The following is a 20,663-nucleotide window of genomic DNA, read 5'->3' as shown; positions in this document are numbered from 1 at the left end:
CCTCGTCCCTAGCAATGGTCACCGTGGCACGAAAACTGACGCTTCGTTTACGGTTGAGTCACTGTACGTCGGGGTCCATGGAGGCACAAGAGGGAGAATCGGCATCGTGACCGAGTCGAGAAGCGCGGCCCCGAAGCGACGCGCATCCGCCGCCTCGGTGGAAAACTTTCCGCGTGATGACGGGGATCCGGAGGCCTCGGCAGGCGCTGCCGCCGCCGCGGGATCGCCGTCCCGCGGCCTCTACTCGACGGGCGTCCGGCGGCGTGCGGAGATCATCGCGGCAGCCGTCCGCGTGTTCGGTGTTCGCGGCTACGGCGCCGCCACCATCAAGGAGATCGCCGACGAGGTGGGCGTCTCGCCCGCGGCCGTGCTCCGCTACTTCCGCAAGGAGGAGCTGCTGACGGAGGTGCTCCGGCAGTGGGACCGGCAGCAGCCGTTCGTCGCCGAGGCCGCCCCGGGCCTGCCCGCGATCCGCGCCTTCGTCGACCTGATGCGGTACCACGTGGAGCACCGCGGCTTCCTCGAGCTGTACCTGACCTTCGCGACCGAGACGAGCGACGCCACGCATCCGGCCCACGAGTACATGCGCGGCCGGTACGCGCGCACTATCGCGCAGATTCGCCGCCGCATCGGCGAGGCCGTCGCGCTCGGCCAGGTGCCGCCGATGGACGACGCGACCCTCGACTACGAGGCCGCGTGCTTCCTCGCGATCCTCGACGGGCTCGAGATCCAGTGGATCCACAACCCGGCGCTCGACCTGCCCGCCCTCGTGGGCGAGTACGTGGAGCAGTCCATCGCGCGCTGGCGCGGCGGCACCCGGGCGGCGGTCCCGCCGGGCTCGGCGAGCTGGGACTGAGGGCGTCGACGTGCGCCGCCCCGACCCGGAACGCGCGCCGCGGGTGATCCGCGCCCTCTGGATCGCGGGCTTCGGCATCGGCACCACCACCCACGTCCTCGACATCGTGATCGGCGGGGCGGATGTCTACGCCGGCTTCCCGCTCGCGCTCCGCGCCTTCTGGCTGTCGCTCACGGTGCTGGATCCGCTCGTCATCGCCCTGCTAGCCCGACGGCGCCGCACCGGGGTCGCGCTCGGCATCGCCGTGATCGTCGCCGACATCGCGGTCAACTGGACGGTGTTCGCGACGATCGGCGGCCTCTCGGTGTGGGGCGTGGTGGACCAGACCCTGTTCGCGATCCTCGTGCTGACCACCGCGCCCACGCTCCTCCGGCGGTGGCGTCGCCCGGAGGCCGTGGCGCGCTAGCCCCGCCGCGTCAGCGCCCGCCAGCGCGGCTGCTCCGTGACCACCACCGCGAGGCACAGCACCGTCACGGCCACGGCGATCCACGTCGGCCAGATCGCCCACGCCGCGAGCGACGCCGCGACCAGCTGCAGCAGCACGAGCAGGATCGTCACGATGCCGGGCGCCGCGACCGGGCCGTCGCCGCCCGGCCGGTCGCCGGGGGTGCTGAAGATCGCGGGCAGGCCGATCAGCAGCACGACCGCGCCGATGGCGAGCGGGATCGAGTGCGGCCACAGCGCCCACGGGGTCGCGACCCACGCGACCAGCTCGGCGAGGAACCGCAGGCCGCCGGCGAGGGTGTCGTGCCCGGGCGGCCGCGCGCCGGACCGCGTGCCGGGCCGCGCCGACGGGACGGCCCGCGAGCGCACGCCGCTCACGATGCGCGCCCGCCGCCGGCCGTCGCCCGGAGGCCGCCGTCGAGGAACGCGACGATCCAGCCGAAGCTCACGTCGATGTCGGTCGCCATCTGGAAGTCGTCGGCGACCTCCAGGGTCGCGAAGCCGTGCAGCACGCTCCGCAGCATGCGCAGCGCGTGGATCCGGTCGGCCTCGCCCAGCCGGTAGCCGTGCAGCACGGCGGAGAGCGCGTCGAGGGCGCGGGCGCGCGCCGGGTCGAGCGGATCCCCGTCGCCCGTCGACCGCGCGCCGACCGTCGCCGCGTAGCGCCCCGGGTGCGAGGTCACGTAGTCGCGCAGGGCGTGCGCCGCGCCGGTCAGCGCCTCCTGGCCGGATCGGCCCTGGGTCGCGTCGCGCATCGCGTCGCCCGCCTCGGCGGTGGCGAGCACGGCGATCCGATGCTGGAGATCCGCGAGGGAGGCGACGTGCTTGTAGAGCGACGGCGTCTTGACCCCGAGCCGCTCGGCGACCGCGCCCATGCTGAGGCCCGCGAGGCCGATCTCGTCGGCGAGCGCGGCGCCCGCCTCGGTGACCGTGGCGGCGTCGAGCCCGGCCCTAGGCACGGGCGCCCGGGGTCGTCGCGGCGAGCGTGCGGCCGAGGAACGGCAGGAGCAGGGCCAGCGCCCGGTCCGGCGTCTCGGCGTGCGGGTAGTGCCCGGCGCCGTCGATGACGGCGAGCTCGCCGAGGCCGTCGGGCAGATCCTGGAGGATCCGCTCGCCCTCGGCCCGCGGGTCGGCCCAGTCGGGATCCGCGCCGCCCTCGATCACGAGCACGGGGCACCGGACGTCGGCGAGCCGCGCGCCCGCGTCCGCCGGGCTCGTCTTCGCCATCGCCCGCAGCACGGCCATGCGCTCCGGTCGCCCGAGGGTCGTGCGGATGCGGGCGCTCTCGGCAGCCCAGTCGGCGGGCTTGGCGGGGAACGCGAGGTCGAGGTACTTCATCCAGCCGGCGAGGCTGCCGCTGAGGAGGACGCGGGCGAGCTGCACGGTCGCCGCCCGGTGGGCCTTGGCGCGGAGGAGGCCGCCGAGGTCCGCCGACTGCGCGCGCGTGAAGGGCGCGAGCTCGACGACGCCCGAGATGACATCGGGGGCGTCGGCCGCCGCGATGGTGGCCGCGCCGCCGCTGATCGACTGGCCGACGACGACGGCCGGGCCGCCGAGGTGCCGGACGAGGGCGACGAGGTCGCCCGCGATGTCGGTGCGGCTGTAGCCGGTCCAGCCGGTGCTGGACTCGCCGCAGCCGCGGATGTCGACGTTCGCGACCCGGTAGCCGGCGGCCACGAGCTGCGGCACGAGGAAGCGGTACGAGCGGCGGCTGTCTCCCATGCCGTGGGCGAGCACGACGAGCGGGCCGTCGCCGATCAGGTCGTAGGCGAGGGTCTCCGCGCCGATCTCCATGGTGTCGCTCATCGTGTCCTCCCGGGCAGCTAATCGTCTTAGCTAGAAGCTAACACAATTAGCCGCAAGAGGGGACAGCGTCATCGGCCCGACTTCTCGAGGCCCTGATCCACGGCCGCGACCGCGGCATCGACTCGGGAACGCATCGTCTCGATCGTGAGAGCGTCCGCGCCATGGGCGGCAGCTCGTCGCGGAAGCCGCGGCAGCGCCGACCGCAGCCGCTCGAGGAGATCGCGTGCGGGTGACGGACGGACACCGAACAGGTCGAGCGCGTCCACGGCGGTGAAGGAATCGAGGCTCGTCTCGCGATCGCCGAGGAGCGCCAACTGGTGCGAGTCACCGTTGCCGAGCGGCTCCGGGTTCACGTCGAACGCGGGAGCGAGGGCCCAGGCTGTCCCCTCACGGAGGAAGCCGTGATTGCGCAGATGGTCGTCGAGGTTCCCGATGAGCGCACCGAAGACGGACCTCCGCCACAGCTCGGTCGTGTCGGCGCCGGCCGATCGAGCGAAGTCGACCAGGTCGACCCAGTCCCCTCCGTCGCCATCCGTCGCCTCGAGAGCGGTCATCGCCGAGATGTACGGGACTCGGACGCCGTCGGCGGTGCGGTCGAAGCGCCTCAGGAACAGCACGGTGCGTCGAGTCCCCTCCACCGTGATCGTCTTCGTGATGTGCTGCGGCACGTCGATGCCCACCTCGCCCATCACGTCGAGCGTCGCCGCTTCCCACGCCATCACGTCCCATTCGTCGCCGATGGGCTTGGGGAACTTCGCCAGCCACAGGTCGGCGCCGATCCTCACGTTCGCCTTGGGACGGGCACCACCCAGCGAGCCGGTCGCTCGGAAGAGGCGCCGGACCGCGGCGTCGTCGATCTCCGTCGCGCCACGCTCGATCTGGTCGGCGACATGGATGATCTGGGACAGGTCTGCTTCCACGGGGACCCCGGCGCCTGGCGCCATCGCGACACCGCCCTCCCAGAAGCGGGTCGCCCCCTGTCGCCCCTCGTCATTGACGCCGAACATCAGCGTGAGCTCATCGAGGGCGCGGCCGGCTGCGCGGTTCTGCACCTTCCGACCCCAGGTGTCCGGCGCCGAGTCGCTGAAGGGGTTGATGGGAGAGAGCGCCTGGGCACCGGGGAACAGACCCAGGGCGGGCGACAGCGCGAATGCGTCCCTTCGCCGCAGGTAGTCCGAGTCGTACTCGAACGACCCGGAGGTCCTCGTGCGGTAGATCCGGCCCGCGCGCACCTCTTCGCGGCCGAGCACCGTGGTGACCTCGTACACGTCAGCCACGCTTGCTCACCCGGACCCGTTCCGGCAGCTTCTCATCGGCCATCAGTCGGCCTCGCTCGGTCTCGAACGGATCGGTGGCGACGACGACGGCGTCCATGAGTCCCAGGACGCGCAGGACCCGGAGCGTGATCTCGAGGCTGGTCCCTTGGCCGTTCTCGAGCTTGCTGATGGTCTGCGGCGTCGTCCCGGCGCGCTCCGCGACCATCTTCGCCGTCAGACCCAGCAGCTTCCGTTGCGTGGCGAGGTTGCGCCCGACGGTGCGCATCGCTCGCGAGACAGGAGGAGGCGTGGGCGGCATGCCATCAACTTAGATCAAGCACGCCATAAGCAGAAGCGCTTTGCATCACGCAGGATGGATGCTGCGATGCGTCCATCCGCCGCGGGCCGCGGGCGGCGGCCCACGCCGGAGCCTGGCCGCTAGTGCGCCGCGACGCCCTCGGGGACGGGCTCGGCCGGGCGACGCACGAAGAACGACGCGACGATGGCGGCGAGCGAGATGAACCCGCCGATCATGAAGGCCGCCTGCACGCCGGCCGCGGTGGCCGTCACCTCCGACTGCCCGTCGGCGAGGCCCGCGACCGTCGTGGTCGTGAGCACCGTGACGAACAGCGCCGTGCCCGCCGCGCCCGCGAGCTGCTGCATCGTCGAGACGGTCGCGCTGCCGTGCGAGTAGAGGCGCGGCGGCAGGGATCCGAGCGCCGAGGTCAGCAGCGGCGTGAACATGAACGCGAGGCCGGCGTTGAGCACCAGGTGCACCGCGATGACCCAGCCGATCGACGTGCCCTCGTGCAGCATCGTGGTCATGCCCCAGAGGGCGATGCTCACGACGATGGCGCCGGGGATCACGAGCGGGCGCGGCCCGACGCGGTCGAAGAGCCGGCCGACGATGGGCGACAGGATCGCCATCAGCGCGCCGCCGGGGAGCAGCAGCAGGCCGGTCTCGAGCGTGCCGAGCTCCAGCACGTTCTGCAGGTAGAGCGGCAGGACGATGAGGCTGCCGAACAGCGCCATCATGCTGACGCTCACCATGATGATCGCGACCACGAACGGACGGCTGCGGAAGGTGCGCAGGTCCATGAGGGCGCGGTCCTCGCGCTGCAGCGCGATCTGGCGGGTGATGAACGCGGCGAGCGCGAGCACGCCGACCGTGATGGGGATCCAGAGCGGCAGCGGCGCGTCGCCCTCGGCGGACTCGCCCAGGCTGGAGAGGCCGAAGATCAGGCCGCCGAACGCGAGCGTCGAGAGCACGACGGAGAGGATGTCGAACGGCAGCTTCCGCGGCGTCGTGAGGTTCGTGATCTTCCAGAGGCCGAGCGCGAGCGCGATGAGCGCGATGGGCAGCACGATCCAGAACATCCAGCGCCAGGACAGCGAGCTGAGGATGAGGCCAGAGACCGTCGGGCCGATCGCCGGGGCGACTGCGATGACGATGGAGATGACGCCCATGAGGCGGCCGCGGCGCGCGGCGGGCACGAGGTTGAGGACGGTCGTGAACAGCAGCGGCATCATGATCGCCGTGCCGCTGGCCTGCACGATGCGGCCGAGGAGCAGCACGCCGAAGCCGGGCGCGATCGCGGCGACGAGCGTGCCGAGGGAGAACAGCGTCATGGCGGCGCCGAACACCTGGCGCGTGGAGAAGCGCTGCAGGATGAAGCCGGTCGCGGGGATCACGACGGCCATCGTCAGCATGAAGCCGGTGGTGAGCCACTGCGCGGTGGCGGTCGTGATGTCGAGGTCGGCCATGAGGCTCGGCAGCGCCACGCTCATGATCGTCTCGTTGAGGATGACGACGAACGCGGCGACCACGAGCAGGCCGATGACGAGCGGGGCGCCCTGTGGGAGGCGCTCGTCCTCGGGGGCGACGGCGCGGTCGGAGGCGGCGCGGCTCGCGGTGGGGAGTGTCTCGCGCCGGGTGTCGGCGGAAGGCGGCGTGGTCATGGGGTGTCTCCGGGGAGTGGATGGCGGGGCGCACGCGACGCTGCGGAGCGGGGGACGATCCAGATGTCAGACTCGGACCATGTGGCAGTCTATGACACGAACGACGGATCCGGCAGGTCGGATCCGCGGAGGGCGGACGAGGGCATGAGCACGGTGAGCGAGACGGCGGACGGCGAGAGCGCAGGCGCGAGCCTCCCGGCGGCCGGCACGACCGGCCTCCGCGAGCGGCGGCGCATGGCGACGACCACCGAGATCAGCGAGGCGGCGCTCGCGCTGTTCGAGCAGCGCGGCATGGCGGCCACCACCATCCACGACATCGCGCAGGCCGCGGGCGTCTCCGACCGCACGTGCTTCCGCTACTTCCCGAGCAAGGAGGAGTCGGTCCTCACGCTCCACCCCGTGTTCGACGCGCCGCTCGACGCGTGGCTGGCCGACGTCGACCGTGGATCCGCACCCCTCCCCCAGCTCGAGGCGGTCTACGAGCGCGTGCTCGCGACCCTCGACGGCGACCTCTCCGCCATCGCCCACCAGCAGCTGCGCGTGCGCCGGCTCATGGCCGCCGAGCCGCAGCTGCGGTCGACGGCGGTCTCCCTCGACGCGACGCGCTCGTGGGAGCTGGCCGAGCGGATGACGACGGCGTTCGGCGGCCGCATCACCGCCCAGGAGGCCCGGCTCGTGACCGAGTTCGCGGGCGTCGCGGTGCGCGCGGCCTTCGACGAGTGGGCGGATGCGCGCACGGCCGGCCTCGACGCGACCCTCGTCGCGTCCTACGCCGCGGTCCGCCGGCGGCTGCGCGAGATCGCGGGGACCGGCGCGGCCTGAGACGCGACGGGCGCGCAGATCAACTCTGAGCGCGTCAGAGGTGATGCCGACCGGCTCGGAGCGCGCTTGTCGCGCCTCACCCGAACAGGTTCGCCCGCAGCCCGCCCGGCGTGAGCTCGTCGCGGAGGATCCCGCGGCGGCGGAGCACGGGCACGAGGTCGTCGAGCATGCGGTGGAGCGTGACCGGGTGCAGGTCGCCCGAGAGGAGCAGGCCGTCGTTGTCGGCGTCGTCGCCCAGCTCCTCGACGAAGTCGGCGAACGCCTCGGCCGTGCCGACGAACCCGGTGCGCTCGGACACGAGGCCCTTGCGCGCCTTGCGGGTGAGCAGCTCGCGGAGGGGCGCGTCCTCGGTGCCGCCGTAGAGGCCCGCGATGGTGCCGTGCGAGACGTGCTCGCCGAAGACGCCGCGGTCCACCGGGCGGTCGAGGTCGAGGCCCGTGAGATCGGTCTCCAGGTCGCTCGACCAGCCGAGCGCGATCGCCCGCAGCTGCGCGTCGGTCGGGTGGCGCGACGCATCCACGACCCGGCGGGCCTCCTCCGCGCTCGCCACGATCTCGGGCTTCACGACGAAGAGGATCCGGATGTCGCCGGGCCCGCGGCCGTGGGCGGCCGCCGCGTCGAGCACCTTCGCGCGGTACGCCAGCAGCTTCGCGGGCTCCAGCGGGGCGAGGCCGAGCTGCACGTCGGACTGCGTGCCGGCGAAGGAGAGGCCGCGCGGGGATCCGCCGGGCGAGACGATCACGGGGTCGCCGAACGCGGAGGGCACGGCGTTGAGCGGCCCGTCGACGGAGAAGTGGGCGCCGCGGTGCTGGAACGCGTCGAGCAGGGATCCGTCGGCGAAGCGGTCGGTGGCCGCATCCTCGACGAGCGCGCCGCCGTCCCAGCTGTGCCAGAGGCGGCGGACCACCTCCATCCACTCGTCGGCGCGGTCGTACGCGCCGTCGTGCGAGAGCGGTTCGAGGCCCACGTGCCGGGCGCTGCCGACGTCGGTGACGAGGTTGATCCCGAACCGGCCCGCGCTCATGTGCTGCAGCGTCTGCGCCTGCCGGGCCGCGAGGTACGGCGGCGTGATCCCGGCGTTGATGGTCGGCACGAGTCCGATGCGCGAGGTCGCGGCGAAGAGCCACGGCGCGAGCAGCAGCGGGTCGTGCTTGGGGCCGCCGTACGCGCCGCGCACCCGGAGGTCGAGCGTCTCGGGCGAGCCGAGGGAGACGGCGTCCTCCATCACGACGAGCTCGAAACCGGCCTGCTCCAGCTCGCGCGCGGACTGCTGGTAGAGGTCGGGCCGGGTCCAGTCGTGGTTCCACTCGCGGTACGGGTGGCCCCAGCCCTGCGGGCCGAAGCCGCGGGAGAGGAACCAGCCGAGGTGCTGGCGGCGGGCCACCGTCAGGATCCGATCGCGCGCGCGGCATCGAGGCCGCGCTCGAGGTCCCGGAGGATGTCGGCGATGTCCTCGATGCCGATGGACACGCGCAGGAGGCCCGGCCAGATCCCCGCGGCGTCGCGCTCCTCGGGCGTGCGGCCGGCGTGCGTGGTGGACGCCGGGTGCAGCACGAGCGAGCGCACGTCGCCGAGGTGCGTCATGCGGCTGAACAGCCGCACCGCGTCGGTGAACGCCTCGGCTGCTGGCTCGCCGCCCGCGAGCGTGAACGAGAACACGGATCCCTGGCCGTCGGGCAGGTACTTGAGCGCCAGGTCGTGCGACGGGCTCGACTCGAGCCCCGCGTAGTCGACCGACGACACCTCGGGCCGCCGCTCGAGGAAGCGCGCCACCGCGAGCGCGTTGGCGGAGTGGCGCTCGACCCGCAGCGACAGCGTCTCGATCCCCTGCCGCAGCAGGAACGAGCTGAAGGGCGCGGGCGTCGGGCCGAAGCGGGAGGCCACGATCTCGCGGGCGTACGCGGCGAGCGCGCCACGGCCGAAGCGGTCGGCCCAGCTCGCGCCGCCGAACGAGCGCTCGGGCTGGTTGAGGTGCGGGAAGAGGTCGGGCCGGGCGGCCCAGTCGAAGGATCCGCCGTCCACCACCACGCCGCCGAGCACCGAGCCGTGGCCCGCGAGGAACTTGCTCGTCGAGTGCACGACGACGTCGGCGCCGTGCTCGATCGGCCGCAGCAGGTACGGGGTCGCGAGCGTGTCGTCGACCACGAACGGCAGGCCGTGGCGGTGCGCGACGTAGGCGATGCCGGCGAGGTCGAGCAGGTCGTTCTTGGGGTTCGGGATGGGCTCGCCGAACAGCACGCGCGTCTCCGGGGTGATCCGGCGCTCCCACTCGTCGAGGTCGCGGTGGTCGTCCACGAAGTCGACGCCGATGCCGAGCCGGCCGAGGTTCTGGCGGAAGAGGCCGCGGTTGCCCTCGTAGATGCTGCTCGAGGAGAGGATCCGGTCGCCGGCCTGGAGGATCGAGAGCAGCGCCGTCGTGGTCGCCGCCTGGCCGCTCGCGAGGAGGATCGCCTCGGTGCCGCCCTCGAGCTCGGCGAGGCGCTTCTCGACCTCGTCGGTGGTCGGGTTGCCGTTGCGCGTGTAGAGGTAGCCCTCGTCGACCCCGGCGAAGCGGTCGCGGGCCTCGGCGAAGCTGTCGAAGACGAAGCCGGCGCTGAGGTGCACGGGCGAGACGCGGGCGCCGTGGTCGCCGTCGATCGCGGATCCGGCGTGGACCTGGCGCGTGGTGAAGCCGGCGGCGGTCGGGGCGGTGTCGGTCGGGGCGGTGTCGGTCGGGGCGGTGTCGGCCCGGGCTCCGTCGACAGGCGCGGCGGCGCGGATCCCGTCGAGCACGCTCACTCGCCGAACGCCCGACGCGAGGCGATGGCCGCGCCCTCGACGAGCGCGCCGAGCTTCGCCCACGCCACGTCGGTGGCGACGAACTCGTAGCTCGCGAAGGTCGAGAGGCCGCAGTCGGTGCCGGCGATCACGCGGGTCGGGTCGCCCACGGCGTCGATGACCTCGAGGATCCGGTTGGCGATCACCTGCGGGTGCTCCAGGTAGTTGGTGGTCACGTCCACCACGCCCGGGATGAGCACCGCGCCCTCGGGCAGCGGGTGCGCGCGGAACGACGGCGCCTCGTGCTGGTGCGCGGGGTTGCCGAGCGGGATGCTGAACGCGCCCACGTTGGCCCGGTACAGGTGCGGGAGGAGCACGTCGACGGGCACGTCGTCCTGGTGCGGGCCCTGCCAGTTGCCCCAGCACACGTGGAGGCGCACCTTCTCCCGCGGGATGTCGCGGATCGCGTGGTTCAGCGCGTCCACGTGCAGGTCGACCGCCGCCAGGAACTCCTCGAGGGTGGCGTCGCCGAACTGGATCACCCGCTCCATCGCGAGGTCGGGCGCGTCGAGCTGGAGCGTGTGGCCGCGCGCGACGATGGCGTCGTACTCGAGCTTGAGCTGGTCGGCGAGCGCGAAGACGTAGGCGCGGTCGTCGCCGTAGTGCGGGTTCGCGGCGTCGAGCAGCAGGGTCGTCGAGACGATCCCCGGGGTCGCCGCGGAGAAGAACGTGCCGACGGGCGCGAGGCCGCGTCCGGCCTGCACGGCGAGCTCGCGGTCGAAACCGTCGAGGTCCTCCGTGATCCCGGCGAGCGCGGGGTCGTACTCGAGGAGGCCCTGGGCGACCGGCGGATCCCAGACTCGCGCCACGTCCGCCCCCTCCACGATCTGCTTCGCCTGGAACGCGGCGTACTCGGGGAACTTGATCGAGTCGAGCGTGGGCTTCCGGTGACCGGCTCCGCCGAACCCGTCGATGCGCTCGAGCACGTAGGTCGAGAAGCCGACGCGCGGCACCTCGCCGTCGTTGACGATGTCGAGGCCGGTCTCGAGCTGCCGGCGCACGGTGTCGGCGACGGCGGAGGCGGTGACCTCGGCGAGCTCGTCCACGTCGAACGCGCGCCGCTGGTCGCGGGCGACGAGCAGGCGGGTCAGCTCGGGCGTGCGCGGGAGGCTGCCGGCGTGCGTGGTCAGGATGCGGTCGGTCATGCGGGTGCTCCTCGGTGGGTGACGGCGCGGGTCGGGACGCGGGCGGGGGTGCGGGTGGATGCGGCGGATCCGACGGCGGCCGCGATCCGCCGCACGGCCTCCCGCAGCACGTCGGGATCGCAGGCGAGGTTGAGGCGCGCGTGGCCGGCGCCCCCGGTGCCGTAGCGGTGGCCGGCGTTGAGGGCGACTCGAGCCCGCTCGAGCAGCACCGCGGCGGGATCGGCGCCGAGGCCGAGCGGGCGGAGGTCGAGCCAGGCGAGGTAGCCGGCGGCGGGGCGGTGGTGGACGACGCCGGGCAGGTGCTCGGCGAGGAGGGAGGCGAGGAGGCGGTCGTTCGCGACGATTCGGGCGATGGCATCGTCGAGCCAGTCGGTACAGGAGAACGCGACGACGTTCGCGTGCAGCCCGAGGATGCTCGTGCGACACGCCACCTCCTCGACGAGGCCGGCGAGGAGGGCGTGGGTGCGCGGATCCCCCGCGATGACGAGCGAGCACTTGGCGCCCGCGAGGTTCCAGCCCTTGCTCGCCGAGGTGACGCACACCGAGCTCGCGCCGAGCGACTCGGCCAGCGGCGCGAACGGCGTGAAGGTCGCGCCCGGCAGCGTGAGCGGCGCGTGCACCTCGTCGCTGATCACGAGCACGTCGTGGCGGGCGGCGAGACGCGCGACGGCCGCGAGGGTCACCGCGTCGTGCACGAGCCCCATCGGGTTGTGCGGGTTGCAGAGGAGGAACGCGTCGACCCCCGACGCGAACGCGCGCTCGAGCCCCGCGAGGTCGAGGGAGGCGCGGCCGTCGGCCACCAGGAGCGGCACCTCCTCGACGCGCGCGCCCGCCTCCTCCACCAGCTCGAAGAACGGCGGGTACACGGGCGGCGTGACGACCACGCGGCCGCCGCGCGGCACCGCGAGCCGCAGGGTCTCGACGATGCCGACGCTCACGTCGGTGGCGATGCGCACGCGGGACTCGTCGACGATCCAGCCCCACCGCTCGCGGGCGAACCGGGCGAAGGCGGGCGCGAGCGGCCCGGGCCCGTCGAGGTAGCCGACGTCGGACGCGCGCACGCGCCGCACCAGCTCCTCGACGACGGGCTCGGCGATCGCGAAGTCCATCTCGGCCACGAACAGGGGCAGCACGTCCGCGGGGAACCGCGTCCACTTGATGCTCGTGCGCTGGCCGCGGATCTGCTCGATCGGCGCCGTCGTGACCTCCACCATGGCGGCCATGGTGACGCCCACGGTGCCGCGGCCGCGAGCGCGCGCGTCACACGGCGACACGCGCGGCCTCCCGGTCACGTCGCGGTGCGCTCCGTGTGGACAGATCCGCTGACCTCCAGGGACCGCTCGCTACCGTGCACCACCTGACCGCGGGCTCCCCGCGCACCCGATCGAGGAGTCCCCGCATGCGTCGTCCCCTGCACCGCCGGCTGCCCCTCGTCTGCGCGGTCACCGCCCTCGGAGCAGGCTGCGTGGCCGCCCTCGTCGTCTGCACGTCCCTCGTGTCGGGGACGGTCGGGCTGCATCGGCTCCTGCTCGCGGATCCGCTCGAGCCCGAGCCCGTCCTCGCCGCCTGCACCTGAGACGCGATCCCGCTCACCTCCCCGCCCCGGCGACGCGCCGCCGACCGGCCCGCATCGCCTTCGAACGGAAGCCCCGCCATGCCCTCCTATCTCCTCTGCGCGCCGCCCATCTACGGCCACGTGACGCCGCTCGTCGCCGTCGGCCGGGGCCTCGTCTCCCGCGGCGCCGACGTCACGCTGCTCACGGGCGCGAAGTACCGCGGGCTGGTCACCGACGCCGGGCTCGCCTTCGCCGCGCTGCCCGCGGACGTCGACTTCGACGACGCCCAGCTCGACGGCCTGCTCGGCGAGGCCAACGCCGCGCGCGGCGTCGCCGCGATCCGGAAGGGGATGATCGCCATGTTCGTGCGGGTGATCCCGGGCCAGCACCGCGCGCTCCGCGAGCTCCTGGAACGGGGCCGCTTCGACGCGGTGCTCGCCGAGGCGGCATTCACCGGGATCGCGCCCTATGTGGCCCTGCCGCGCGCCGACCGCCTCCCCGTCCTGGGGCTGGCGACCACGCCCGTGACGCTCACGAGCGTCGACGCGGCGCCGTTCGGCGCGGCCCTCCCGCCCGGCCGCGGCCCGCTCGGCCACCTCAGGGACCGGGCGCTGACGGCGGCCATCCGCCCGGGTCTCACGCGCCCGCTCCGTCAGGCGGTCGACGTCGTGCTGGCCGAGATCGGCGCGCCGCCCGCCCGGACGGACACCTTCGACTTCGCGTACCTCTGCTTCGACGGCCTCTTCCAGCTGAGCGTCGCCGACCTCGAGTACCCGCGCCGCGAGCTGCCCGACACGGTGCGCTTCGTGGGCCCCCTGCGGGATGCGATGGGCAGCACGCACGACGCATCGCTTCCCGACTGGTGGTCCGACCTGCAGGACGGCCGCCCGGTCGTGCACGTGACCCAGGGCACCATCGACAACGCGGATCCCGGACGGCTCATCGCCCCGACGCTCCGCGCCCTCGCGGACGAGGACGTGCTCGTCGTCGCGACCACGGGCGGGCGCCCGGTCGAGGAGCTGGAGCGCGCGTTCGGCGGCCCCCTCCCCGCCAACGCGCGCGTGGCGGTGTTCGTCCCCCACGACCTGCTCCTGCCGCTCTGCGACGCGGTCGTGACGAACGGCGGATTCGGCGGCGTGCAGCGGGCGCTCGCGCACGGGCTCCCGCTGGTGGTCGCGGGATCCACGGAGGACAAGCCCGAGGTCGCGGCCCGCGTCGCCTGGGCCGGGTGCGGGAAGGACCTGCGGACGGGCACCCCACGGCCGCGGGCCATCCGGCGTGCCGTGCGCGACGTCCTGACCACGCCGTCCTACCGCGCGCGGAGCCGGGAGCTCGCCCGCGTGATCTGCGCCCTCCCGGATCCGGTGGACGTCATCGCCGAGGGGCTGGCCGCCGCCGTGTCCGTGCGCCGGGGTCCGTCGGCGACGCACGGCGCCTGAGCGGGCGGGGCCCGGCGGCCAGCCCGCTGGTCATCACGGGCGGTACTGCGAGAGCGCGAAGAGGATCCCGCCGATCACGAGCACGACGACCGCGGAGGCGAGCAGCCCGAGGGAGGCCACCGCGATGCCGCCCCCGATGAGGCGCGGCCGCTCCGCCGGGTGCCGCCGCGCATCCGCGATCCCCCTCCGGACGCCCACGATCCCGATCACGAACGTGACGATCGACGCCGCCGAGAACGGGAACACCCCGATCAGGAGCTGCGGCTGGAGGCCCCCGTACGCGGCCGCGATCGACGCGACGACGCCCACGGGCCCGATGAGGCTGAGCCAGCCGAGTCGCCAGGCGCGGGATCGCGGGCGGAGGGCGGTGTCGTGCGGATCCGTCATGGGTGCAGGGTATTCGCGGGCCGCGCCTCACGGACGGCTGCGCGCCCCCCTCGCGGCCCGCCCGGCAGCGCCAGCCGTCACGCGATGCGGATCAGCTTCCGGTTCGCGAACTCGTCGACCGCGTGGCGACCGAGCTCGCGACCCGAGCCCGAGCGCTTGACCCCGCCGAAGGGCAGCTCGGCGGCGTCGCCGAGCACGAGGTTGACCCAGACCATGCCCGCGTCGATGCCGTCGGCGACCCGCATGGCCTGCTCCGGATCCGTCGTGTAGACGTACGAGCCGAGGCCGAACGGGGTGTCGTTCGCGAGCGCGACCGCCTCCTCCTCCGAGCGCACGCGGTAGAGCGCGGCGACCGGGCCGAAGAACTCCTCGCGGTAGGCGTCCATCTCGGGCGTCACGTCGGCGAGCACGGCCGGCGGGAAGAGGTTGCCGACGGGCTCGCCGCTCGCGAGCACGGTGGCGCCCTGATCCACGGCGCGGGCCAGCTGCTCCGTGAGGCGCTGGGTCGCGGCGCGCGAGGAGAGCGGGCCGAGCAGGGTGCCGTCGGCCATCGGATCCGCGGGCTGCGCCGCTGTGAGCTCCGCCGTGAAGCGGGCGGCGAACTCGTCGTAGAGGTGGTCGATCACGAGGAAGCGCTTGGCGCCGTTGCAGGACTGGCCGTTGTTGTCGAGGCGCGCGTTCACGGCATCGGTGACGGCGGCTTCGAGGTCGTCGGTCGACAGGAGGATGAAGGGGTCGGATCCGCCGAGCTCGAGCACGACCTTCTTGAGGTGCCGGCCGGCGATCTCCGCGACGGCGGCGCCCGCGCGCTCGGATCCCGTGACGGAGACGCCCTGCACGCGCGGGTCGGCGATCACGCCCTCGATCTGCGCGTTCGTCGCGAGCACGCTCACGTAGACGCCCGGGTCGGCGCCGAGCTCGGCGGCCGCGTCGCGGTACATGCGCTGGATCGCCGCGGCCGACTCGGGGCACTGCGGCGCGTGCTTGAGCAGGATCGCGTTGCCCGTGACGATGGCCGGCGCCGCGAACCGGGCCACCTGGTAGTAGGGGAAGTTCCACGGCATGATCCCCAGCAGCACGCCGAGGCCCGAGCGGCGCACGAACGCGGATCCGGTGCCGTCGGCGAGCTCGATGGCCTCGTCGGCGAGGAACTCCTCGGCATTCCGGGCGTAGTAGGCGTAGATGTCGGCGGCGAAGTCGACCTCGCCGAGCGCCTGGTCGAGCGGCTTGCCCATCTCGCGCACGATGATCCGGGCGAGCTCGTCCCGGCGCTCCACGTGCAGCTCGGCGACGCGCGCGACGAGCGCGGCGCGCTGGGCGATCGTGGTGCGACGCGACCAGCCGCGGTACGCGCCCTCGGCGGCGGCGATCGCCTCCTGCAGCTCCTGGTCGGTGATCTCCGGATGCTCGGCGACGGTCTCGCCGGTGGTCGGATCGGTGACGGCGTAGCTGCTCATGGGGGCTCCTCCTCGTGCTGCCGCGCGGGTCACGCGGGTGGGCCCACGATATCGAGCGGGTCGGCGCGAGCCCCGTTCACGTCCGTGCCCTTGAGCCGGGGCGCGGACTGTGGGACGTTCGTGATCGGGGGAGGACGCATCGTCGTCGCCTCGCGCGCATTCCTGGGGGGGGATCCGATGAGCGACGTCCGGGGTGCCGAGCACGCGAGGGCCCTGCGCCCGGGACAACCGCTGGGGCTCCGGCTCGACGCCCGCGTCGACGAGTTCCACGCGCTGCTGCTGCAGTGCCCGCTCGACGAGGTGCGGCCCGCCGGACGCGACTGGCTGCGGCTCCGGTACGCGGAGATCGTGCCGCTGGTGCTGGGATCCGCGCTCTCGTCCGTCGAGCACGGGCGCCCGCTCCCCGCGGCCTGCCTCGAGGACCTGCGGGGCGTCGCCCGGCGCAGCGCCGCCGAGCCGGACGTCGACCTCTCCGTCGCGCTCCGCGGTGCGCTGCCCGCGCTGCGCGTCTTCGCCCTCGTGATGCAGGCGGCCGTCGCGGAGCGGAACGGGATGCTGATCGTCGCGATGGCCCGGGCATCGCACGTGGCGCACGAGCTCGGCACCTGCTGGGTGGAGGCGTGGGCGCAGCACCGCGCGGAGGACGCCGCGCGGCCCGCGGTGCCGGCCGCCGTGCCCGTCGTCGTGACCGTGCCCGGGTCCGCCGTCGCGGATCCGGCGGCGGAACCCGAGCCGGAGCCCGAGCTCGACCTCGTGGCCCGCGCCCCCGACCTCGACGACGTGGAGGAGCGGATGCTCGCGCTCACCGCGTACGGCATGTCGAACGACGAGATCGCGCGCGCCACCTCCTACAGCAGACAGGCCGTCGCGTGGCACCTCGGCCGGCTGATGCGCAGCTGGAACGCGCCGAACCGCACGGCGCTGGTGTCGGTCGCGTTCGTGCGCGGCGTGATCCGGTCGCGGCGCGTGCGGCGACCCCGGGCCATCACGGGCACGACGGACGACCGCCCCGCCATCTCAGGAGGATGACGGGGCGGTCGCGGTGCAGCGCTCTCGAGGGGATCAGCCGCCGTTGATGCTGATGACGTTGTCCGTCTTCACCTGGTTGCCGAGCACGCCCCAGTTCAGGAAGCCGCCGTCGCCGTTGTTGGTGACGCGACCGGGTCCGTCGAACCAGTAGATGACGTAGCTGCCGCCCTTGATGTCGATGGGCTGCGCATCGACGATCGCGCCGGTGACGTCGATGGGCTGGTTCTTGTTGACGACCGCGACGGTGAGGCGGTCGGGGTTGCCCGCGTTGTAGTAGCCCACGTCGAGCGCGGCGAGCACGGCGCCGTTGCGGTCGCCCTGGTCGTTCACCGCGGCGCTGACCGCGGCGATGATGGCGACGGGATCGAGGTTGACGCTGCCCGTGATGGGGCTGTTCACCTCGCTGGACGCGGCGGGCGCCGGCTCAGCCGCCTGGGCGGGGGCCGCGGCGAATCCGCTGAGCCCGGCGATCAGGGCTCCGCTCAGGGTGGCCGCGGCGATGGTCTTCGTGGTCTTCGACTTCAGCTTGCTCATGATTTCGTCCTCTTCCGTATAGGGGGTCGGATTGATCTGTCGTGTCGACGAGTCGGTGGTGCTGACGAGTCGGTGTTGCTGACGAGGAAGAGACTGCGGCAGGAGAGGCCGGACCGCACGCGTCCGAGGCGCTCGTTGGTCGGTCGTCCAACGTCCGGCAGCACCCGGCGTCGGCGGGTGTATCGGGGCCGGGGCGGGACCGGCCGGGCAGCTGCTGTGCATCCACGGTGCTCGACCGGTGCCCGGGATCCGCGGGTGCATACTGGCTGCATCGTCATTCCCGGCAGTGGGGCTTGCCGGAACCAACCTCGACATCCGTCGACAACGGTCCCTATCCAGAAGCGGTGCTCGCGCACCCACTGAGATAGGAGGACCACGATGCCCCACCCTTCCCGGATCCCCGCGACGTCGTCATGACGGGCCTGCTCGTCCTGCTGCGCCACGGGCAGAGCGCCGGCGACACGGCGGGCCGGTTCGCCGGCCTGCGCGACGTGCCGCTGACGGCGTCCGGCGCCGCCGAGGCCTCCCGCGCGGGCGCACGGCTCGCCCGGGCGGGCATCGCGCCCGACCTCGTCCTCACGTCGACGCTGCAGCGGGCGACGCACACCGCCGAGCTCGTCACGGATGCGCTCGGCCGGGACGTGCCGACGCACGCGCTGTGGCGGCTCAACGAGCGCGACCACGGCGCGCTCACCGGGCGGCGGCAGGACGACGTCCGTCGCGAGCTCGGCGACGACCGGGTCGACGCGCTGCGGGGATCCCTCGACGCGCGCCCTCCCCGCATGCCCGTCGGCAGCTGGGTGGCGCTGTGGGCGAGCCCGGCGCTCCGCGGCCTGCCGATGGCGGCGATCACGCGCGCCGAGTCGCTCGGGGACGTGGTGCACCGCGTGCGGCCGGTGCTCGACGACCGCATCGCGCCCGAGCTGCGGCGCGGTCGGACGGTGCTCGTGGTCGGGCACGGCGACTCGCTCCGGGCGCTCGCCCTGTGCATCGACCACCTCACCGAGCCCGAGCTCGCGCGGCTCGAGCTCCCGGCCGCGCAGCCCGTGCTCCACCGGCTGGACGCCGACGGCCGGCCGTTCCCGCGCGGCGGCGCGCACCTCGACCCGGCGAGCCAGGGCGTGGCGGACGCCCTCACGACGGACGGCGCCGCATGAGCCGCCCGATCCCCGCACCCGGCTCGCACCCACCCGCATCGGAAGGACCCGACATGCAGTTCGACATCACCATCGAGATCCCGCGCGGCAGCGGCAACAAGTACGAGGTGGATCACGCCACCGGCCGCATCCGCCTCGACCGCGCCGTGTTCACCAGCATGGTGTTCCCCCAGGACTACGGGAGCATCGACGGCACCCTCGGCGACGACGGCGACCCGCTCGACGCCCTCGTGCTGCTCCCGCGGCCCACGTTCCCCGGCGTCGTGATCGAGGTCCGTCCCGTGGGCATGCTCCGCATGGTCGACGAGAACGGCGGCGACGACAAGGTCCTGACCGTGCCGGCGGGGGATCCGCGGTTCGCGCACATGCAGGACGTCGGCGACGTGCCCGCCTGGACCCTCGACGAGATCGCGCACTTCTTCGCCCACTACAAGGAGATCGAGCACGGGAAGCACGTGACGACCTCCGGCTGGGCGTCGCGCGCGGAGGCGGAGGCCGTCATCGCCGCCGCCCAGCGCCGCGGCGCCGACCCGCGCTGAGCGTCGGCCGAGCCGCCGACCACCACCCCACGATCACCCCGAACGACCATCCGGAGGACCAGCCATGAACGACTACATCAGCACCACCCACCACGACGCGCGGCGGCCGGGCGAGTACGTGACCCGCTCCCTGCACCCGGTCGCGCTCTCCGGGGTCCGTGCCAGCCGCATCCTCGACTCGCGCGGCCACCCCACCGTCCGGGTCCACCTCACCCTCCTCGACGGCACCGTCGTCACGGGCGACGCCCCGGCGGGCGCGTCCACGGGCGCGCACGAGGCCCGCGAGCTCCGCGACGGCGGCGACGCGTACCTCGGCCGCGACGTGTCGCAGGCGCTGGATCTCGTCCGCACGGAGATCGCGCCGATGCTCACGGCGCGGTGCTGGACCTCCATCACGCAGGTGGACCAGGCGCTCGCCCGGCTCGACGGCACCCCCGGCTACGGACGCCTCGGCGCCAACGGCGTCGTCGCCACCTCCATCGCCATGGCCCGGGCCCTCGCGTCCGCGGCGGGATCCCCGCTGTGGCGGTGGATCGCCGACGTCACCGACAGCACCCCGCGCCTCCCCGTGCCGCACTTCAACGTGCTCAACGGCGGCGCGCACGCGTCCAACGACCTCGACTTCCAGGAGTTCATGGTCGCGCCCGTCGCGGCCCGGAGCATGGCGGACGCGGTGCGCATCGGATCCGACGTGTACCACCACCTCGCCGCCCTCGTGCGGGAGCGGTTCGGGTCGGTCGGCCTCGGCGACGAGGGCGGGTTCGCGCCCGCGATCTCCTCGCCCGAGCAGGCGCTCGACCTTCTCGTCGCGGCCATCCGCGCGGCCGGGTACGAGCCCGGCGCCGACCAGGTCGCGATCGCGCTCGACCCGGCGGCGAACGAGTTCGCGCTCGACGGCGGCACGTACCGGGTCGCCGACCGGACCCTCGACCGGGACGGCCTGGTGGGCTACTACCGCGGCCTGGTCGAGGCGTACCCGGTCCGCAGCATCGAGGACGGCTTCTCCGAGGACGACCACGGCGGCTGGGCGGCGATGCAGACCGCGCTCGGCGACCGGATCCAGATCGTCGGCGACGACCTGTACGTGACCGACCCCGCGCGCATCCGCGACGGCGCGTACGACGGGCTGTCCAACGCCGCCCTCATCAAGCCCAACCAGATCGGCACCGTCTCCCAGACGTTCGACGCGATCCACGCGGCGCGCGCGGCGGGCATGCGCTGCATGGTCTCGCACCGCTCGGGCGAGACGATCGACGCCTTCATCGCCGACATGGCGGTGGGCACGGGGACCGGGCAGATCAAGTCGGGCGCCCCGGCGCGCGGCGAGCGGGTGGCGAAGTACGACCGGCTCACCGAGATCGAGGAGACCTCCCCCGGCCTGCCGTACGGGCTGTCCTGACGCGACGCGAGGCGGCGGCGCCCGGGAACGACGCACGGGCCGCCCTCCTGGTGGAGGACGG

The 20,663-nt window shown here is 73.6% G+C and carries 22 protein-coding genes; 9 read left to right on the top strand and 13 right to left on the bottom strand.

Annotated elements, in window-relative coordinates; all coding sequences use genetic code 11:
• Positions 1–106 precede the first annotated feature (106 nt).
• Together JOE38_RS11185 and JOE38_RS11180 are read left to right on the top strand one after the other, a co-directional pair.
• Positions 107–856, top strand: coding sequence for a TetR/AcrR family transcriptional regulator (locus JOE38_RS11185; RefSeq protein ID WP_204576345.1), 750 nt, complete (start codon positions 107–109; stop codon positions 854–856).
• A gap of 10 nt (positions 857–866) precedes the next feature.
• Entirely contained in the window at positions 867–1,262 is a 396-nt protein-coding gene (locus JOE38_RS11180) for a hypothetical protein (protein WP_204576343.1), read from the top strand.
• Here the strand turns inward: JOE38_RS11180 and JOE38_RS11175 are convergent.
• The 6 genes from JOE38_RS11175 to JOE38_RS11150 all read right to left on the bottom strand — a co-directional run bounded on the left by JOE38_RS11175 (position 1,259) and on the right by JOE38_RS11150 (position 6,321).
• A complete protein-coding gene (locus JOE38_RS11175) occupies positions 1,259–1,678 on the bottom strand; it encodes a hypothetical protein (protein WP_307838864.1) in 420 nt (139 codons plus the stop codon). The two genes, JOE38_RS11180 and JOE38_RS11175, sit on opposite strands and share 4 nt — an antisense overlap.
• Positions 1,675–2,259 carry a TetR/AcrR family transcriptional regulator gene (locus JOE38_RS11170; protein WP_204576341.1) on the bottom strand — a complete coding sequence of 195 codons (585 nt, stop codon included), beginning with the start codon at positions 2,257–2,259 and terminating at the stop codon, positions 1,675–1,677. Before JOE38_RS11170 ends, JOE38_RS11175 begins: the two co-directional genes overlap by 4 nt.
• The gene (locus JOE38_RS11165) at positions 2,252–3,106 is read right to left on the bottom strand and encodes an alpha/beta fold hydrolase (RefSeq protein ID WP_204576339.1); all 855 of its coding nucleotides are present in this window, start codon (positions 3,104–3,106) and stop codon (positions 2,252–2,254) included. Before JOE38_RS11165 ends, JOE38_RS11170 begins: the two co-directional genes overlap by 8 nt.
• Before the next feature lie 68 nt (positions 3,107–3,174).
• Positions 3,175–4,374, bottom strand: coding sequence for a type II toxin-antitoxin system HipA family toxin (locus tag JOE38_RS11160; RefSeq protein ID WP_204576338.1), 1,200 nt, complete (start codon positions 4,372–4,374; stop codon positions 3,175–3,177).
• A 1-nt stretch (position 4,375) separates the two neighbouring features.
• Positions 4,376–4,681, bottom strand: coding sequence for a helix-turn-helix domain-containing protein (locus JOE38_RS11155; protein WP_204576336.1), 306 nt, complete (start codon positions 4,679–4,681; stop codon positions 4,376–4,378).
• Between the two features lie 119 nt (positions 4,682–4,800).
• Positions 4,801–6,321, bottom strand: coding sequence for a DHA2 family efflux MFS transporter permease subunit (locus tag JOE38_RS11150; RefSeq protein ID WP_204576335.1), 1,521 nt, complete (start codon positions 6,319–6,321; stop codon positions 4,801–4,803).
• Between the two features lie 81 nt (positions 6,322–6,402).
• Here JOE38_RS11150 and JOE38_RS11145 point away from each other — a divergent pair, with 81 nt between their 5' ends.
• The gene (locus tag JOE38_RS11145; protein ID WP_307838863.1) at positions 6,403–7,143 is read left to right on the top strand and encodes a TetR/AcrR family transcriptional regulator; all 741 of its coding nucleotides are present in this window, start codon (positions 6,403–6,405) and stop codon (positions 7,141–7,143) included.
• A gap of 76 nt (positions 7,144–7,219) precedes the next feature.
• On the opposite strand, the gene JOE38_RS11140 is transcribed toward JOE38_RS11145, so the two are convergent.
• The 4 genes from JOE38_RS11140 to JOE38_RS11125 are packed head-to-tail and all read right to left on the bottom strand — an operon-like array spanning position 7,220 to position 12,319.
• Entirely contained in the window at positions 7,220–8,527 is a 1,308-nt protein-coding gene (locus JOE38_RS11140) for an LLM class flavin-dependent oxidoreductase (protein ID WP_204576334.1), read from the bottom strand.
• Between the two features lie 2 nt (positions 8,528–8,529).
• A complete protein-coding gene (locus JOE38_RS11135; RefSeq protein ID WP_374191169.1) occupies positions 8,530–9,915 on the bottom strand; it encodes an O-acetylhomoserine aminocarboxypropyltransferase/cysteine synthase family protein in 1,386 nt (461 codons plus the stop codon).
• A gap of 2 nt (positions 9,916–9,917) precedes the next feature.
• Complete coding sequence (locus tag JOE38_RS11130; protein ID WP_204576333.1) at positions 9,918–11,105, bottom strand: cobalamin-independent methionine synthase II family protein; 1,188 nt, start codon at positions 11,103–11,105, stop codon at positions 9,918–9,920.
• Positions 11,102–12,319 carry a MalY/PatB family protein gene (locus JOE38_RS11125; protein ID WP_204577185.1) on the bottom strand — a complete coding sequence of 406 codons (1,218 nt, stop codon included), beginning with the start codon at positions 12,317–12,319 and terminating at the stop codon, positions 11,102–11,104. The genes JOE38_RS11130 and JOE38_RS11125 overlap by 4 nt, the downstream gene beginning before the upstream one ends.
• A 185-nt stretch (positions 12,320–12,504) precedes the next feature.
• Here JOE38_RS11125 and JOE38_RS11120 point away from each other — a divergent pair, with 185 nt between their 5' ends.
• Together JOE38_RS11120 and JOE38_RS11115 are read left to right on the top strand one after the other, a co-directional pair.
• Entirely contained in the window at positions 12,505–12,681 is a 177-nt protein-coding gene (locus JOE38_RS11120; protein WP_204576332.1) for a hypothetical protein, read from the top strand.
• A gap of 78 nt (positions 12,682–12,759) precedes the next feature.
• A complete protein-coding gene (locus tag JOE38_RS11115; RefSeq protein ID WP_204576331.1) occupies positions 12,760–14,100 on the top strand; it encodes a glycosyltransferase in 1,341 nt (446 codons plus the stop codon).
• A 33-nt stretch (positions 14,101–14,133) separates the two neighbouring features.
• Here the strand turns inward: JOE38_RS11115 and JOE38_RS11110 are convergent, their stop codons facing one another.
• Together JOE38_RS11110 and JOE38_RS11105 are read right to left on the bottom strand one after the other, a co-directional pair.
• The gene (locus JOE38_RS11110; RefSeq protein ID WP_204576330.1) at positions 14,134–14,487 is read right to left on the bottom strand and encodes a hypothetical protein; all 354 of its coding nucleotides are present in this window, start codon (positions 14,485–14,487) and stop codon (positions 14,134–14,136) included.
• A gap of 77 nt (positions 14,488–14,564) precedes the next feature.
• Positions 14,565–15,944 carry an NAD-dependent succinate-semialdehyde dehydrogenase gene (locus JOE38_RS11105; RefSeq protein ID WP_204576329.1) on the bottom strand — a complete coding sequence of 460 codons (1,380 nt, stop codon included), beginning with the start codon at positions 15,942–15,944 and terminating at the stop codon, positions 14,565–14,567.
• Between the two features lie 177 nt (positions 15,945–16,121).
• On the opposite strand from JOE38_RS11105, the gene JOE38_RS11100 reads away from it, so the two are divergent.
• Positions 16,122–16,973, top strand: coding sequence for a helix-turn-helix transcriptional regulator (locus JOE38_RS11100; protein WP_204576328.1), 852 nt, complete (start codon positions 16,122–16,124; stop codon positions 16,971–16,973).
• Between the two features lie 33 nt (positions 16,974–17,006).
• On the opposite strand, the gene JOE38_RS11095 is transcribed toward JOE38_RS11100, so the two are convergent.
• Complete coding sequence (locus tag JOE38_RS11095; RefSeq protein ID WP_043582879.1) at positions 17,007–17,507, bottom strand: hypothetical protein; 501 nt, start codon at positions 17,505–17,507, stop codon at positions 17,007–17,009.
• 413 nt (positions 17,508–17,920) lie between these two features.
• Here JOE38_RS11095 and JOE38_RS11090 point away from each other — a divergent pair, with 413 nt between their 5' ends.
• The 3 genes from JOE38_RS11090 to eno all read left to right on the top strand — a co-directional run bounded on the left by JOE38_RS11090 (position 17,921) and on the right by eno (position 20,602).
• The gene (locus JOE38_RS11090; RefSeq protein ID WP_204576327.1) at positions 17,921–18,664 is read left to right on the top strand and encodes a 2,3-bisphosphoglycerate-dependent phosphoglycerate mutase; all 744 of its coding nucleotides are present in this window, start codon (positions 17,921–17,923) and stop codon (positions 18,662–18,664) included.
• A gap of 53 nt (positions 18,665–18,717) precedes the next feature.
• On the top strand, positions 18,718–19,203 hold the full coding sequence (locus tag JOE38_RS11085) for an inorganic diphosphatase (RefSeq protein WP_204576326.1): 486 nt from the start codon (positions 18,718–18,720) through the stop codon (positions 19,201–19,203).
• A 64-nt stretch (positions 19,204–19,267) separates the two neighbouring features.
• Positions 19,268–20,602, top strand: coding sequence for a phosphopyruvate hydratase (eno, locus tag JOE38_RS11080; RefSeq protein WP_204576325.1), 1,335 nt, complete (start codon positions 19,268–19,270; stop codon positions 20,600–20,602).
• The last annotated feature ends 61 nt before the right edge of the window (positions 20,603–20,663 follow it).

The organism is Clavibacter michiganensis, from assembly GCF_016907085.1.
GTDB lineage: Bacteria > Actinomycetota > Actinomycetes > Actinomycetales > Microbacteriaceae > Clavibacter > Clavibacter michiganensis_O.
This window is presented reverse-complemented; position numbering and strand designations above follow the sequence as displayed.